Source organism: Ruegeria arenilitoris (assembly GCF_013031355.1).
In the GTDB taxonomy this organism is placed as follows: Bacteria; Pseudomonadota; Alphaproteobacteria; order Rhodobacterales; family Rhodobacteraceae; genus Ruegeria; species Ruegeria arenilitoris_C.
In genome coordinates this window covers 85,245-100,665 of sequence record NZ_WPZO01000011.1, presented here as the reverse complement: position 1 = coordinate 100,665, position 15,421 = coordinate 85,245, and the positions used below count along the sequence as shown (strand labels likewise).

The window sequence follows — 15,421 nt, the reverse complement described above, 5'->3', positions numbered from 1 at the left end:
AGCTCCCCTCAGGTTTTCAGGCCGCTGGCCTTGTGCAGCATCCAGTCGACGATGAAATTCACCGCGACGGTCAGCAATCCGATGGCCGCTGCCGGAATGAGCGGCGTCAGATCGCCAAAGGTGATCAGTGAGGCGTTTTCCCGCACCATCGATCCCCAGTCCGCCGCCGGAGGCTGAATGCCAAGACCCAGAAAAGACAGGCCCGAGATCGTCAGGAACACAAAGCAGAACCGCAGCCCGAACTCGGCAACCAAAGGCGGCGCGGCATTGGGCAGGATCTCTTTGCGCATGATCCACCACAGGCCCTCACCGCGCACCTGGGCGGCCTCGACATAGTCCATCACAACGATCCCCATCGCGACCGCGCGTGCGATCCGGTAGACGAAAGTGGCATAGATCAGAGCAATCACACCGATCAGGCTGGTGACTGACGCGCCAAAGATGGTCAGCAGCAGCAGCGCAAAAATCAGGGTCGGGATCGAGATCACAACGTCCACCGCCCGCGACAGAAGCTGATCGACCCAGCCCTGCAACACGGCGGCAAAGAACCCGGCGATGCTGCCCGCCAGAAAGGCGATCACAGTTGTCAGCAGCGCAATCCCGATCGTGTTGCGCGCGCCATAGATCATGCGCGTGGCCATGTCGCGGCCCAGACTGTCGGTGCCCAGCCAGTTCTCGGCACTCCAGGGCTGGTACTCGTAACCGACGACTTCACTTTCACCAAACGGGGCGAGGACGGGGGCAAAGATGGCCACCAGGATGTAGACAAGCACGACGACACAGCCGAACTTGGCGGTCAGCGGCGCCTTGCCCAATTCGTAGAGGAACCCGTTCATGGTCATTTCCTGTGCAGCAGGCGCGGGTTCGACGCGATAGAGATCAGATCGGACGCCAGGTTGAAGAGGATGTAGGTGGCCGCAAAGATCAAGCAGGCGGTCTGCACCACGGTAAAGTCACGCTTGGCAACGCTGTCGACCAGCAGTTGCCCCATGCCCGGGTAAACGAAAACCACCTCGACGATCACCACGCCAACGATCAGGTAAGCGAGATTGATGGCGATCACCGTGACGATGGGGGCGATGGCGTTGGGCAGGGCGTGGATCACGATCAGCCGCCGCTGACTGGCACCTTTCAGCTTGGCCATCTCAATATAGGGCAGGGCCAGAAGGTTGATCAGCGACGCCCGCGTCATCCGCATCATATGGGCCGTCACGATCAGGGTCAGGGTCAGCGCGGGCAGGAAAGTGCGGTAGATCCGGTCGCCCAGGCTGGCATCTTCGGACAGGTTGGCGATGGACGGGAACAGCGCAAATTCCACTGCCAGCAGCCAGACGAGAATGTAGCCCACAAAGAACTCGGGCACCGAAATCGCAGTTAGGGCAAGAACGTTGATCGACTTGTCCAGTGCGGTCCCGCGATACAGGGCCGACACGACCCCCAGCACAAGCGCTAGCGGCACCGAGATCAGTGCGGCGAATCCGGCAAGGAAGAAGGTGTTGTACATCCGCTCACTGATCAGCTCGCGGATCGGCAGGCCCGAAATCAGCGAATTGCCCAGATCGCCTTGCAAGAAGCCTTCCAGCCAGTCCAGGTAGCGCGTCAGCGGCGGCTGATCGAGCCCCAGTTCGCGGCGAAATGCAGCCAGGTTTTCGGGCGTGGCGGACTGACCCAGAACCTGTTGGGCCACGTCGCCGGGCAATAGTTCGATCGACATGAAGATGACGAGCGACACGACGAACAGGGTCAGAAAGCCAAGCGCCAGTCGCTTGACGAAAAGCCTGAGAAGATGGTGCATGGGCGTACTCTGAATCGAGGTCAGGAAGCTCGGCGGGGTTGTTGCCCCGCCGGACCATTGGTCAGGACTTCCACCAGCGCTCGATGGCCTTGTAGCCATCCAGAGACCAGTTCGAAGCCACGTCCTCGCCATGCTGCACATCGGCGCGGCGGGCGTAGACGAAATTGCGGAAGAACGGGATAACCGAGCCGCCCTCGTCGCGCAGAATAGCCTGCATGTCGCCATACATCTGCGTGCGCTTGGCTTCGTCCAGCTCGGATCGGGCCGCCAGCATCAACTGCTGGAAGCTGTCGTTGCTGAACTGGCTTTCGTTCCAGTCGCCGCCTTTCGAATAGGCGGTGGCAAAGATCATGTCCGGCACCGGCCGCGCGCCCCAGGAACTGGTAAAGAAGGGTTTCTTCATCCAGACATCGGACCAGTAGCCATCGCCCGGCTCTCGCACCACCTGTACGTCGATCCCGGCAGGCGCGGCATGTTCACGGTACAGCGTGACCGCATCCACCGCCCCGGCAAACAGCGAGTCCGATACGCTGAGCGGGACGGTCAGGCTGTCCAGACCGGCCTCTTTCAGGTGGAATTTGGCCTTGTCCGGATCATAGGCGCGCTGCTCTAGTGACGCGTCATAGAATGGCATTGAGGGCGCGACGGGGTGGTCATTGGCCACGGTGCCATGGCCGCGCAGCACCTGTTTCACCAGCGCCTCTCGGTCGACCCCGTATTTCAGCGCCAGTCGCACATTGTTGTCGTTGAACGGCGTTTGCCCGCTTTGCATTGCAAAGACCGGATGGAACCCTCCCGAGATCGACTCGATCTCGACATTCTTGTCGCGACCCAGCAGGCTGAGGGTCTTGTATTCCGCAGACTGAACCGCGTCGATTTCGCCAGTGACCAGCGCCGTGGTGGCCGCGCTGCTGTCCGAGATCAGCAGCAGCTCAACCTCATCGAAATGAGCCGCGCCCTCTTTCCAGTAATCCGGATTGCGCTTGAGCACAGTTTTCACACCCGGTTTCCAGCTTTCCAGGATATAGCCGCCGGTCCCGGTGCCCGACATATCCAACGCACCGTCATTGCCTACGGGCATGATCTGGAAGTGGTAATCCGACAAGATGAAGGGGAAATCGGCATTGGGTGCCGACAGGGTGATCACCACTGTATCTTCGCCCTCGGCGGCAAGGGTGTCGACACCAGCCAACAAGGATTTCGCACCCGAGGTCGAGTCCTCGCCCCGGTGAAGGTTCAACGAGGCAATCACATCGTCGGGCGTCAGGGATTTGCCGTTGTGGAAGGTCACGCCCGGACGCAGCTTGAAGACCCATGTTTGTGCATCATCCGACGCCCAGCTGACCGCCAATTCTGGCTTCAGCTTGTTGTCAGATCCGATCTCGGTGAGGTTGTTGCGGAGCGCCCAGCCGACCATGATTTGCTGCGAACCGCTGGCCTCGGCCGGGTTCAGCGTGTCGCTGGTGCCGCCCTGATTGACCGACAGGCGGAACGTTCCGCCCTTTTGGGGTTGCGCCTGCGCGGCCCGGGGCATCTGAGACAGCCCAACCAACGCTGCCGACCCGGCAAGGAAACCGCGGCGGCCAATGCGCAGGTTTGATCCGAATGTGTTCATTTTTACCTCCCTTTAAGGTGTCTCTGACACTGCGCCCGCCAGTTGGCAGTCACGTGCATAATGGTCCGGATGGGCCTCTCCCCAGATCCGGATCGCCTTGTCCGATGTGGTGATGTCGTCGGGTTCGGTGACATAGCTCAGCAGCAGGCTCTGCCGCTCACCGCCTTTGGGTGCGGTCACCCGATGCAAGGTATAGCCGCCACGGAACAGTTGCAGATCGCCCGGGCGCAGCTTCAAGCTGCGCAGGTTGGTGCGATCACCGTCCAGCACCTTCTGAACGGCATCGTAATTTTCATCGTCGCGGCTGCGCAGATTGGGGACGTATTCGAACTCGCCGCCCTCGTCGGTCTGTTTCAGACCGAACGACACTGTGAATTCGTTGTTGTCGAAATGCCAGGCGAACTCGCACCCCTCGGGCTGCACGTTCACATTGGTGCAGGCATAGGGGTCGCGATAGGTATGCAGCTGTTCGTACCCCAGCGCCTGCGCCACGAACCGGCACAGATCGCGGTTCTGAAACACCGACCAGATAACACCATCCCGGGCAAACCTGTCACCGCGCACCATGCCGTGACGCCGCGGCGAAAACCGGTTCAGCGGGTGATCGGCAGGCGTACCTTCGGGTGCATCCGTGAAATAGGGATTCAGATTGGCTTGGTGAAACACGGCCTCTTTCGATAGTTCATCCGCCTCTTGCTGCATGGCTGCCAGTATGTCCGGTCGGATGAAATTTTCGAGCTGAGCGCAGTTGTCCGAAGTGAGACCCTCAATCGCTTCTCTGACCATGGCGCCATATTGAGGACTGTCCGCCTGATCCAGCGGGTACGTCTGCACATCGAACAGTTCGGCAGTGGTGTATCTAGCCGTCTGATCTGCTGATCTGACATTTGACATTTGCTATTCTCCTCGTCGGAACACATGACCGAACCCTGCGGCCTCCCAAAGGGTGGGGACCGTTGTCAGATTTTGATAGAGAAGGGGTTTTCCCAGCCGTCCAGCGAACGTAAGGCAGAGTATTCGCACAGAGTTGGATTATTTCAATTTAATAATAAGAGCATTAACATGAATTTCCCTCAGTCAATGAGGTTCCGGGTTCGTTGATTTCCAGAGCCAAGAGATAACGTCGATGGTGGAAAGGAAGACCTCAGGTTACCTGTCGCAGCGGATCGGCTCGTCACATGACTTTCTACCTGCGATGCAGGGCCCTAACTCTCTGTATTTCAACGCTTCCCTAAGCCAGTCTGCATAATATCCGCGATCTGTGATCATCTTTTCGACGGCAGGCAGGCTAGTCTGCAGTGCTTTGGCACGTGTGTAGTTGCTGACCTGTCCAGCGATCATGAAGAAGCTTTTGGGCGGCCATTGGCCTCGGTGGCAGCGTGCAACTTGGTGTTCATTTCGCCTTTGGTGCGCCAATAAGCGTCCGTGCGCCCCTTTTTCAGCCACAGGCTTGAAGTCGTGCGATGTGCTTTCAGATAAGTAGCGTCGATCATGATCGCCTGATAATCGAAATGCTCGGCGGCCAACCCTTCCATGATCCGGCAAACACGCCCTGTTTGTCGGTCAGTCAGAACAAGTTGCTCATCACGCCTCCTGAAGTTCAGGAGTTTGCGACAGAACGCCTATAGGTCCCGGTACAAAACCCCGTACCGGACACAGAAGATCACGTCCTTCGGGTGTCGTGCGCCTTTAAACGAATTCATGAATCGGCTTTCAGCCAACCAATGAATTGGATCATGCGCTGGCTACATCCATGCGCGGCAAGGGTCAAAACTTTGCAACAGATCCCGATGCAACTTCCTTTAGGGTCTTTTGATAGAAGTCAGCCTTAAGCCAGCGCCTCTTTTAAGGCGAAATAAGAGGCTTTCGGGGTGCGTTTCATCGTATCGAAATCAACGTCAACCAGTCCGAAGCGTTTTTCATACCCCAGCGCCCATTCGTAATTGTCCAACAGGGACCAGACAAAGTACCCCCTGACTGGCACATCTTGGTTCAGGGCTACCTGAACTGCGGAAAAGTGCTGGTCCAGATACGCGATGCGATCATCGTCTTGTTTGCGCTCAGGGCTGGCCATGCCGTTTTCGGTTACGTAGATCGGCAAGTCCCCGGTATACTCGCGCGCCGTTCGGATCAGGAACCGACTTAAAGCGGCTGGGTCGATTTCCCATCCCATTTGTGTTTTGGGCAAGGGGCCCGGGACGTCGGTCAGTCCGGGCCAGGCTGTGTCCGCAGGGGCGATGAGTTTGCGGGTATAATAGTTCAGCCCGCACCAATCGACAGGAGCACCGATGACGTCGAAATCCTCTTGCCAACCTGAGGGAAGGTAGGGTTCTAACCCCTTCAACACATTCTCAGGATAGGCTCTCTTAAACACGCCACCAAGGAAAAACCGGTTGTAGATCCCATCGTACAGATCAGCCGCCTTCCGTGCCTCCGGACTGTCATCGGCGGGTTCGGCCCATTCCAGATTGAAAACACCGCCCAGATTAGACATCCCCAAGCTTCGCATCGCCTGAATGGCGCGGCCATGTGCCAGCATGACGTGATGCATGGCGCGAGCCGTGGCGCGTATATCCCGCAGTCCGGGGGCGTGGTGCCCCTCGAAATGGCTAAGCCAACTGACACACCACGGCTCATTGATCGGGGCAACGCTGTACATTCGATCGCCGATCCGGCCCATGATGACCTCGGTGAAATCGGCAAACCAACCGGCGATATCCCGGTTGCGCCAACCGCCCAGATCAGCCAGAGCTGATGGTAGTTCCCAGTGATAAAGCGTCGCGCAGGGGCGGATGCCACGTTCCATTAACGCGTCGGCAAGGCGGTCGTAAAAGTCCAGGCCAGCTTGATTGACCGGCCCACGCCCTTCGGGCATCACGCGCGCCCAACTGGTCGAGAAACGATAGCAATCAAACCCCGCGTCGCGCACAAGATCGAGATCCTGTTCAAACCGGTTCAGGTGATCACAGGCCAGATCGCCGTTTTCCCCACGCACCACATTACCCGGAGTCGCTGCAAACGTATCCCAATGGGTCGAACCGGCGCCACCTTGGGCGTGACCTTCGATCTGATAGGCCGAGGTGGCAACGCCAAAGAGAAAATCTGACGGAAAGTCGCTGCGTTTAAACTTCATCGTCAAGTCCTGTTGGGCGCAGGGCCAGTTGATTTGCCGACAACCAGTTCCGCTTCAAGCAATTTGGTTTTGACCGGGTCCTTGGGCGATTTGATCCGCTCGATCAACATCTCGGCAGCCAGCTCGCCCGCATGTCGGACAGAGGATCGCGTTGCAGTGAAAATTGGTACATCCTGCCCGTTCTTTAGGTAAGAGAGGTCATCGTCATGCGCAATGACCGAGACATCCCGCCCGATCCGAAGCCCTGCCTCGTCCAATGCCCGTCTCACGCCAATCGCCGAAATCATCGAGGACGCCAGAATGGCAGTCGGCGGATCATCCAGCTGTAGCATATTGCGGGTTTCGCGATGCCCGTAGACTTCGGTCATCTCGGCACTGCGCATTAGTTGCGGGTCCGGTATCAAACCCGCCTGTTCCAGTGCCTGAAGGTACCCGGCGCGGCGGCGCTGCGCGAAATCCATATCCTCAAGCCCGTTGATCAGGGCAATCCGGCAATGCCCTAAATCGATCAGAAACTGCGTGGCGCGCTGGAACGAGCTTTTGTTGTTCACATCAATCCAGTCATATTCTGCGTCTGCCCCGGTCGAACGCCCGTGTACGATAAACGGCACCGCCATCTGGTTCAGGAGGTCGATGCGCGGCTCGTTGACCTTGGGGCCTTGCAAAACGACGCCATCCACGGCTCCGCGTTGAAACAGGCTGCGATAAGTTCCTTCGAGCGAGGTGTCATCGGCCGTCGTGAACATCATGTCATAGCCGTGCGTGGCGTATGTTCGTGCAGCACCGGCAACGAAGTCACCGAAGATCGGATTTACCATCTCGTGTTGAGATGAGCTGGGAATCACGTGGCCGATTACCATGGATTTGCCCGTCGCCAGTCCTTTGGCCCGGCTGTTTGGGCGATAGCCATGCTTGGCGGCAGCAGCCTGCACGCGCATCCGGGTTTCCTCGCTCACTTCGGGGTAGCCGTTCAGCGCACGGCTGACCGTCGTTTGCGAAAGGGTGAGAATTTCCGAGAGCTGCTTTAGGTTCATGATGGGTTCAAAGCGCTTTCAAGTTTTCAGACTTTTCCGTTTTGCGGACAAATACTCAATCCGTCAACCTATTTTGTCGAACTTCCGTAACCTCCAAGTTTTCAACGTGGATATTGACAGGCGATGGATGTTAGCGGATAAACTGCAAAACCAAAGCGCTTTGAGAACTGAGTCTCTGCGGCGCAAGGAATTGTTGGGAGGAAAATTCATGAGAAACGCGCTTTATGCAGGTGCGGCCACATTTGCTTTGGTGGCTGGGGTGGCCCAGGCGCAGGGTGAGTTGATTCACCCTGTCGGCGAAGGCGGGTTTGACTGGGACGGTTTTCAGGCCTTTGCCGACGCCCATGATCTGAGTGGTCAGGATCTGACCATATTCGGGCCGTGGCTTGCGGGGGAAGGAAAGTCGTTCGAAAATCTCGTTGCCTATTTTGATCAGGCAACCGGAGCGAATTCCAGTTATGTCGGCTCGGATTCATTGGAACAGCAAATTCTGATCGACGCTGCCGCTGGTTCGGCGCCAAATCTGACGGTTTTTCCACAGCCGGGTCTTGCGGCGAATATGGCCAAGAACGGGTATCTGACACCGCTTGCCGAAGGGTCTGCGGACTGGATCAAGGACAATTTTGCGGCCGGTCAGTCCTGGGTCGATCTGGGTACCTTTGAAAATGCCGAGGGGGCCAAGGATTTCTACGGTTTCTTCTTCAATGTTAACGTCAAGTCGCTGGTCTGGTATGTGCCGGAAAACTTTGAGGACTTTGGTTATGAAGTCCCGCAGACCATGGAAGAGTTCAAGGCTCTGATGGATCAGATGGTCGAGGATGGCGAGACACCGCTGTGTGTGGGTCTTGCGTCCGGTGGTGCAACGGGCTGGCCTGCGACCGACTGGGTTGAGGACCTGATGCTGCGCACGCAGCCGCCTGAAGTCTACGACCAATGGGTGTCGAATGAGATGAAGTTCGACGACCCGCGCGTGATCGAGGTGATCGAGGAGTACGGCAGCTTTACCCGCAATGATGACTATGTTGTGGGTGATGCCGATGACACCGCCGCGATTGATTTTCGCGACAGCCCCAAGGGTCTGTTTGACAGCCCGCCTGCCTGCATGATGCACCGTCAGGCGTCATTCATCCCGGCTTACTTCCCGGAAGGAACCGAGTTGGGCGTGGACGCGGATTTCTTCTATTTCCCGGCCTTTGCCGAGAAAGACCTGGGCACCCCGGTTCTGGGGGCAGGCACATTGTTCACGATCACCAACCCGAACCCGGCGGCCGAAGTGTTCATGGAGTTCCTCAAGACCCCCTTTGCGCATGAGATCATGATGTCGCAAGACGGATTCCTGACACCGCATCTTGGAGCCAATCCCGAGAATTACGCCAACGACACCCAGCGGGGGCAGGGCGAGATTCTGACCAATGCCACCACGTTCCGTTTTGACGGGTCCGACCTGATGCCGGGCGCGGTCGGCGCAGGGACGTTCTGGACCGGCATGGTCGACTATTCTTCGGGCGCGAAGGATGCCGCTACGGTTGCCGGAGAAATCCAATCTTCGTGGGACGCTGCGAAGTAAGTGAGGCTACGGGGCGGTTCTGCGACCGCCCTGTTCCCAAACCGATGAGGGCATCATGACACCGGCACTTCAGGGCCTGCTGACCATCATTATCGGTGTGTCGGGTTGTGTGGGCTACTTCTACCTGTCGAACCAGTTTCTGGACAAGGTCCTGTTCCCGCCGCGTGGTCCGAACGCGGGGCGCAATATCAATCGCGCGAACATGATCCGGCCCTGGCTGTTCTTGTTTCCCGCACTCGCTGCGTTAGGGCTGTACCTGGCCTATCCGGTGGTTGAGACACTGCGACTGTCGCTCACGGAACGTGTGCCCGGCGGCGGGTACAGATGGGTCGGGCTGGACAATTACACCCAGATGGCGGCTGAGCCGAAATTCTGGGAAGCCATGCGCAATAATATGTTCTGGCTCATCGTGGTGCCAGCAATGTCCACCGCTTTTGGCCTGCTGGTTGCGCAGCTGACCGACCGCATCCGCTGGGGCAATTTCGCCAAGTCGCTGATCTTTATGCCAATGGCGATTTCATTCGTCGGGGCCTCGGTGATCTGGAAACTGGTCTACGATGCCCGTCCGGCGGAACAGGACCAGATTGGCATCCTGAACGCGCTTTATATCTTCTTCGGCGGGACCGAGCCGCAGACGTGGTTGACGGTTCCCTTCTGGAACAGCTTCTTCCTGATGATTGTTTTGGTTTGGATTCAAACCGGATTTGCCATGGTGATCCTTTCGGCAGCCCTGCGGGGTATCCCCGAGGAAACAGTTGAGGCCGCCATTCTCGATGGGGCCAATCCGTTTCAGATATTTTTCAGGATCAAGGTGCCGCAAATCAAGACCACAATCTTGGTCGTCTGGACCACGATCACGATCACGGTCCTAAAGGTCTTCGACATCGTCTTTGCCATGACCAACGGCCAGTGGGAGACCCAGGTTCTGGCTAATTACATGTACGACAAGCTGTTTCGCGCCAACGACTGGGGCGTGGGCTCGGCCTCGGCCATGGTGATCATGCTGTTGGTAACCCCAATCCTGGTCTGGAACGTGCGCAATGCGCGCAAGGAAATGGAGTAGACCATGAACGATATTGCGGGAACCAAACCGGCACTGCGCTGGGTCGTCCATGCCTCGGTCGTCTTTCTGGTGGTCTTGTGGGTCATTCCGACGCTTGGTTTGTTGATTTCGTCGTTTCGCACGGCAGACCAGATTTCTGGCAGCGGCTGGTGGCGATCGCTGTTCCCGTCCGAACAGAACCTGACCTTGCGCAGCGCGGCACCCGACACGCAGGTGCTTGAGGGTGAACTCTATGTCATCGAGGGTCAGCTGTTTGGTGATGACGAACCGACAACAATCTCGAAATGGGGTATCAGCGCGCGGGACGTAGATGCCTTTGCGCCCGGCGAAACGGCCGAGCTTCGCCGAGGCGGCACAATCACCGTCGATGCAGGCGGCGCCTATCGGATGGAAAACACCGAAGAGTTCAGCGGCAAGCGCGGCGCGCGCGTATTTGTAACGGCGCAATTGCCGCCCGAGTTCACGTTGGACAACTACAAAAAGATCCTGCTGGACCAAAGCAGTACGGACAGTATGGCCAAAGCGTTCTTTAACACGTTGACGGTCACAATCCCCGCAACGATCATCCCGATCCTTGTTGCAGCCTTCGCGGCCTATGCGTTGGCGTGGATGGAGTTTCCGGGCCGCGCCTTGCTGATCGCGGCCGTGGTTGGTCTGCTGGTGGTCCCGTTGCAACTGGCTTTGATTCCGCTCTTGAAGTTCCACCTGAATACCGGGATCGGAAAAGGGTATCTTGGCGTCTGGCTGGCCCATACGGGTTTTGGGATGCCCCTGGCAATCTATCTGTTGCGCAACTACATGGCCGGGCTGCCCCGCGACCTGATCGAGAACGCCCGTGTCGATGGCGCGACCGAGTTCCAGATTTTCACCAAGCTGATCCTGCCGCTCAGCTTTCCGGCGCTCGCGTCCTTCGCGATCTTTCAGTTCCTATGGACATGGAACGATCTTCTGGTGGCCAAGGTCTTTCTGATCGATGCCACCGGCCAAACCACCGTGATGACCAACCGAATCGTCGAGCTTTTGGGCACCCGCGGGGGCAACTGGGAAATTCTGGCAACCGCGGCCTTTGTGTCGATCTTCGTGCCGCTGGTCGTCTTCTTCGCAATGCAAAAATATCTGGTCCGAGGCCTGTTGGCCGGGTCCGTCAAATAGAGGCGTCTGATGAACGTGCAAAATACCGTGGAACTTTCCAAATCAACCAAAGCAGCATCAGATTGGTGGCGCGGCGGGGTGATCTATCAGATCTATCCGCGCAGTTTTCAGGACAGCAATGGGGACGGGATCGGAGACCTGAAGGGGATCACTCAACGTCTGGACTATATCGCCTCGCTGGGGGTCGATGCGATCTGGATTTCACCCTTCTTCAAATCTCCGATGAAGGATTTCGGCTATGATGTCAGCGATTACCGCGACGTTGATCCGATGTTCGGCTCGCTTGAAGATTTTCGCGAAATGCTGGATCAGGCCCATGCCAAGGGTCTGAAAGTGATGATCGATCTGGTGCTGTCGCACACATCCGACCAGCACCCGTGGTTTGGTGAAAGCCGTGCCAGCCGGGACGACCCGAAATCCGACTGGTATGTCTGGGCCGATCCAAAACCGGACGGCACACCGCCCAACAACTGGCTGTCGATATTTGGAGGCTCGGCATGGCAGTGGGACCCGCGCCGCCTGCAATACTACCTGCACAACTTCCTGACCTCGCAGCCGGATCTGAATTTCCACTGTCCAGATGTGCAGGACGCTTTGCTGGATGTCGCCCGGTTCTGGCTTGAGCTGGGCGTGGATGGGTTCCGTTTGGACACCATCAACTTTTACTTCCACGACAAACTGCTGCGAGACAATCCCGCCCTTCCAATAGAAGAGCGCAACGCCTCAATTGCGCCCGCAGTGAACCCGTACAACCACCAAGATCACCTGTATTCCAAAAGTCAGCCTGAAAACATCGCCTTCCTGGAACGGTTGCGGGCGCTGACAGACGAATATGAGGGCCGCGCCTGCCTGGGTGAGGTCGGCGACGCACAGCGCGGGCTGGAAATCATGGGTGCGTACACGTCGGGCGATAAGCGGATGCACATGTGTTACGCCTTCGAATTCCTCGAAAAACGCGCGCTGACGGCCGGTTACGCGAAACAAGTATTCGACCAACTTCAATCCAAAGCCGGGGATGCCTGGCCATGCTGGGCATTTTCAAACCACGACGTGCAACGCCATGCCTCGCGCTGGGACTTGGATGATGCGGCCATTCGTCTGCACGCGGTCCTGATGATGTGCCTGCGTGGCTCTGCCTGCTTTTATCAGGGTGAGGAGCTTGGCCTGCATGAGGCGGATGTTCCGTTTGAAAAGCTGCAAGACCCGTACGGCATCGAATTCTGGCCCGAGTTCAAAGGTCGTGACGGCTGCCGCACACCGATGGTCTGGGCGGCGCAGGACGAACAGTCGGGCTTCAGCACGGGTGATCCATGGTTGCCGGTCAGCGCCGCACAGTCCGAACAAGCGGTGGATCGGTTGGAGACAGACGGCCAGTCTATGCTTCACCACTATCGCCGCGCGATCACATTGCGCCATGCCCATCCGGCGCTTGCCACGGGCGCGCAATCCGAGATGCAACAGATCGGGCCTGTTTTGATGTTTCAAAGAGAAAACACGTCTGAGGCTGTGTGCTGTGCCTTCAATCTGGGGGCGGAAGCGATGCAGGTCGACCTGCCCGAAGGTAACTGGCGCGCCATCGGGCAAGACCTCGGCGGCGTCGAAGGCGAGGGCAGCGTGACGCTGCGTCCAAGCCAATTCTGCCTGTTGGTCAGGGACAAGGGGTAAACCATGTCGGAACTCAAACTCACGGATGTGGCGAAATCCTATGGTCCTGTCGATGTTTTGAAACATATCGATCTGGACATCGAGAAGGGTGAATTGATCGTCTTTGTAGGCCCATCGGGCTGCGGCAAATCTACTTTGCTGCGGATGATTGCCGGTCTGGAAAAGATTACCGGCGGCACGTTGGAAATCGAAGGGCAGGTCATGAATGACGTGCCACCCGCCCAACGGGGCATTGCAATGGTGTTCCAGTCCTATGCGCTTTACCCGCATATGACCGTGCGTGAAAACATGGCCTTTGCGCTCAAGATCGCGAAAATGCCCGCCGCAGAGATCGACAGCGCGGTTGAGCGCGCCGCGCAGATTCTGCAATTGGATCCGTTCTTGGACCGCCTGCCCAAGGCCCTATCCGGTGGTCAACGCCAGCGTGTTGCCATCGGGCGCGCGATCGTGCGAGACCCCAAAGTTTACCTGTTCGACGAACCACTGTCGAACCTCGACGCCGCGCTGCGCGTTGCGACCCGTATTGAGATCGCACGTCTGAAAGAAGCAATGCCCGACAGCACCATGATCTACGTGACCCACGATCAGGTCGAAGCGATGACGCTGGCCAGTCGGATCGTCGTTCTGGCCAACAAGGGCATTGCACAGGTCGGTACACCACTGGAATTATACGAGACGCCGGACAACGAATTTGTGGCGCAGTTCATCGGCTCTCCTTCCATGAACTTGTTGCCAGGAAGAATATCCAAAACCGGCGAACAGACCTCGGTCACTCTTGACGCAGGTGGTACGGCCGTTTCGTCCATTCCAACCGACCCCGAACAAATGGGATTGCAGGTCAATATTGGCGTGCGCCCGGAAGATTTCTTTGCCGACGACGCGTCAGGTTTTTTTGAAGGCAATGTCGATTTCATCGAAGCCCTGGGAGAAGTCACGCTGCTGTATTTCGCCAGCGCGACCGATGCTGAGGGTATTGTCGCCAAGTTTCCCGGCGTCGAACGGAACCTTCGCGGGCAAAATATCAAACTGAACGCAGATCCGAGCAAAGTGCATCTTTTTCACAATGGCCTGTCATTGCGGCAACGATCATAGAAGAGAAGAACGGCACAACCAAAGTTGAGAGGCTACACATGCGAAACAACTTTGTCTGACGATAGGTTCCGGACCCATTAAGTTGGTAGCCGCTATCTTGGTTGCATGGTTCAAGCCGCGAGTTTCTGGGGTAACCAAGCGCACGCTAATCTGGCAGATTGATTGGTTGCCAAGAGATCGCGGTTTTGATGCGGACTGGTTCCGTGAAGCCCTGGCAGCCAACGGCTAAACGCATCCCGAGCCGAAAATCACGCGACAACACGCCGAATTCTGGCTTTCAGAAATTTGCTCAACTGGCAGGATGATGTGCCCCGTGAGAAGCCGACTGTCGCCTTGTCGAAATTTTGCGAAAAAACCGTGCGACGTCTATCTCTTAGGTCAAACTGGTCGACAAAGTAGCACCCGCCCAGTTGCCGCTTTGAACCAAATCGGAAACGACCTCTTGAATCGTTTCTTCAACCGCTTGCTGTGCACGGCTGGGTGTGCCGGAACGTTTTAGAATTGCCCCTCTGCGCAGTTCTGATCTGGCGAAGTTTGCATACGCTAAAGAGCCCTCAGACACCTCATTTATCACAGCATGCAGTGGCAGCACTGAGTTGCCAAAACCCTTGGCCACCAAGTGTTTAGTGTTCCGATAGGAATCAATCTCCATCGCTACATTGACCTCGATTTTTCTTGATCTGGCAGCTGACTCGATCAGATCGCGGAGCCCGTGACCTTTTGATGGAAGAATGACCGGCGCCTCAGAGAGGCAACGAAGGGAGACATCTTTTGCAATCGGTTTGTCCGGTGGCTGTATCAGGACCAGTTCTTCTTCGACAAGAACGTCTGCATTCGTCGCACCACCCGCAGACGTATTGTAAAGAACAGCCAGGTCCACGCGGCCTTCCTCAAGCCACTCGGTGACAAATCCGCTCATTGCATCTGCGATGTTCAGGGTAATCCGAGGGTATCTTTCCATCAGCGCGTCTATAAGTGGCAAGGTAAGGATTTCGCTGATCGTGGCCGACAGGCCCAGTCGAACGGCGCCACCTGGCGATTTGTCCAGATTGCGAATTTCGTCTTCGGTTCGCTCCATTTCATTGAGGATACTGCGTGCCCTTGATCTGAGAATCTCACCAGCTTCCGTTGGTTCAACGCCATTGGCTTTTCGAACAAGCAATGGTGTATCGAGCCGTTCCTCCATGTTGCGTAGATGCAGTGAAAGAGCCGGTTGCGCGACGTTCAATGTCCGCGATGCAGCGGTTAATGAACCCTGTTCTACGATTTCCAAAAAATATCGGAGTTGTCGTATGTCCACTTCAG

The 15,421-nt window shown here is 57.1% G+C and carries 12 protein-coding genes and 1 pseudogene; 5 read left to right on the top strand and 8 right to left on the bottom strand.

All coding sequences use genetic code 11. The features are described from left to right. Nucleotides 1-8 precede the first annotated feature (8 nt). From GOX63_RS19850 to GOX63_RS19820, 7 genes and pseudogenes are all read right to left on the bottom strand, one after another. The gene (locus tag GOX63_RS19850; RefSeq protein ID WP_170328438.1) at nucleotides 9-836 is read right to left on the bottom strand and encodes an ABC transporter permease; all 828 of its coding nucleotides are present in this window, start codon (nucleotides 834-836) and stop codon (nucleotides 9-11) included. A gap of 2 nt (nucleotides 837-838) precedes the next feature. Next, complete coding sequence (locus GOX63_RS19845) at nucleotides 839-1,795, bottom strand: ABC transporter permease (protein ID WP_170546921.1); 957 nt, start codon at nucleotides 1,793-1,795, stop codon at nucleotides 839-841. A 61-nt stretch (nucleotides 1,796-1,856) separates the two neighbouring features. Further along, a complete protein-coding gene (locus GOX63_RS19840; RefSeq protein WP_170546917.1) occupies nucleotides 1,857-3,410 on the bottom strand; it encodes an ABC transporter substrate-binding protein in 1,554 nt (517 codons plus the stop codon). A gap of 12 nt (nucleotides 3,411-3,422) precedes the next feature. Then, on the bottom strand, nucleotides 3,423-4,304 hold the full coding sequence (locus tag GOX63_RS19835) for a HalD/BesD family halogenase (protein ID WP_170546914.1): 882 nt from the start codon (nucleotides 4,302-4,304) through the stop codon (nucleotides 3,423-3,425). Nucleotides 4,305-4,622: 318 nt separating this feature from the next. Then, nucleotides 4,623-4,963: pseudogene (locus GOX63_RS23875) on the bottom strand (transposase); the annotation flags it as partial. A gap of 275 nt (nucleotides 4,964-5,238) precedes the next feature. Then, complete coding sequence (locus GOX63_RS19825; RefSeq protein ID WP_170328443.1) at nucleotides 5,239-6,543, bottom strand: GH1 family beta-glucosidase; 1,305 nt, start codon at nucleotides 6,541-6,543, stop codon at nucleotides 5,239-5,241. Between the two features lie 2 nt (nucleotides 6,544-6,545). After that, on the bottom strand, nucleotides 6,546-7,577 hold the full coding sequence (locus GOX63_RS19820) for a LacI family DNA-binding transcriptional regulator (RefSeq protein ID WP_170546911.1): 1,032 nt from the start codon (nucleotides 7,575-7,577) through the stop codon (nucleotides 6,546-6,548). A gap of 208 nt (nucleotides 7,578-7,785) precedes the next feature. On the opposite strand from GOX63_RS19820, the gene GOX63_RS19815 reads away from it, so the two are divergent. The 5 genes from GOX63_RS19815 to GOX63_RS19795 are packed head-to-tail and all read left to right on the top strand — an operon-like array spanning nucleotide 7,786 to nucleotide 14,116. Next, a complete protein-coding gene (locus tag GOX63_RS19815; protein WP_170546908.1) occupies nucleotides 7,786-9,144 on the top strand; it encodes an ABC transporter substrate-binding protein in 1,359 nt (452 codons plus the stop codon). A 55-nt stretch (nucleotides 9,145-9,199) separates the two neighbouring features. Beyond that, nucleotides 9,200-10,207, top strand: a complete 1,008-nt coding sequence (locus GOX63_RS19810; protein ID WP_170407223.1) for a carbohydrate ABC transporter permease — start codon at nucleotides 9,200-9,202, stop codon at nucleotides 10,205-10,207. 3 nt (nucleotides 10,208-10,210) lie between these two features. Beyond that, on the top strand, nucleotides 10,211-11,359 hold the full coding sequence (locus GOX63_RS19805) for a carbohydrate ABC transporter permease (protein ID WP_170328447.1): 1,149 nt from the start codon (nucleotides 10,211-10,213) through the stop codon (nucleotides 11,357-11,359). 9 nt (nucleotides 11,360-11,368) lie between these two features. Next, nucleotides 11,369-13,024: an alpha-amylase family glycosyl hydrolase gene (locus tag GOX63_RS19800; RefSeq protein ID WP_170328448.1), complete on the top strand. Its 1,656-nt coding sequence runs from the start codon at nucleotides 11,369-11,371 to the stop codon at nucleotides 13,022-13,024. 3 nt (nucleotides 13,025-13,027) lie between these two features. Continuing rightward, the gene (locus GOX63_RS19795; protein ID WP_170328449.1) at nucleotides 13,028-14,116 is read left to right on the top strand and encodes an ABC transporter ATP-binding protein; all 1,089 of its coding nucleotides are present in this window, start codon (nucleotides 13,028-13,030) and stop codon (nucleotides 14,114-14,116) included. Nucleotides 14,117-14,489: 373 nt separating this feature from the next. On the opposite strand, the gene GOX63_RS19790 is transcribed toward GOX63_RS19795, so the two are convergent. Further along, nucleotides 14,490-15,416, bottom strand: coding sequence for a LysR family transcriptional regulator (locus tag GOX63_RS19790; protein WP_170328450.1), 927 nt, complete (start codon nucleotides 15,414-15,416; stop codon nucleotides 14,490-14,492). Nucleotides 15,417-15,421: the final 5 nt, after the last annotated feature.

Bases quoted from the DNA above. Each gene is read 5' to 3' on its own strand.
- GOX63_RS19845 (WP_170546921.1), bottom strand. From the start codon at position 1,795: ATGCACCATCTTCTCAGGCTTTTCGTCAAGCGACTGGCGCTTGGCTTT.
- GOX63_RS19795 (WP_170328449.1), top strand. From the start codon at position 13,028: ATGTCGGAACTCAAACTCACGGATGTGGCGAAATCCTATGGTCCTGTC.
- GOX63_RS19825 (WP_170328443.1), bottom strand. From the start codon at position 6,543: ATGAAGTTTAAACGCAGCGACTTTCCGTCAGATTTTCTCTTTGGCGTT.
- GOX63_RS19820 (WP_170546911.1), bottom strand. From the start codon at position 7,577: ATGAACCTAAAGCAGCTCTCGGAAATTCTCACCCTTTCGCAAACGACG.
- GOX63_RS19840 (WP_170546917.1), bottom strand. From the start codon at position 3,410: ATGAACACATTCGGATCAAACCTGCGCATTGGCCGCCGCGGTTTCCTT.
- GOX63_RS19800 (WP_170328448.1), top strand. From the start codon at position 11,369: ATGAACGTGCAAAATACCGTGGAACTTTCCAAATCAACCAAAGCAGCA.
- GOX63_RS19810 (WP_170407223.1), top strand. From the start codon at position 9,200: ATGACACCGGCACTTCAGGGCCTGCTGACCATCATTATCGGTGTGTCG.
- GOX63_RS19835 (WP_170546914.1), bottom strand. From the start codon at position 4,304: ATGTCAAATGTCAGATCAGCAGATCAGACGGCTAGATACACCACTGCC.
- GOX63_RS19850 (WP_170328438.1), bottom strand. From the start codon at position 836: ATGAACGGGTTCCTCTACGAATTGGGCAAGGCGCCGCTGACCGCCAAG.
- GOX63_RS19805 (WP_170328447.1), top strand. From the start codon at position 10,211: ATGAACGATATTGCGGGAACCAAACCGGCACTGCGCTGGGTCGTCCAT.
- GOX63_RS19815 (WP_170546908.1), top strand. From the start codon at position 7,786: ATGAGAAACGCGCTTTATGCAGGTGCGGCCACATTTGCTTTGGTGGCT.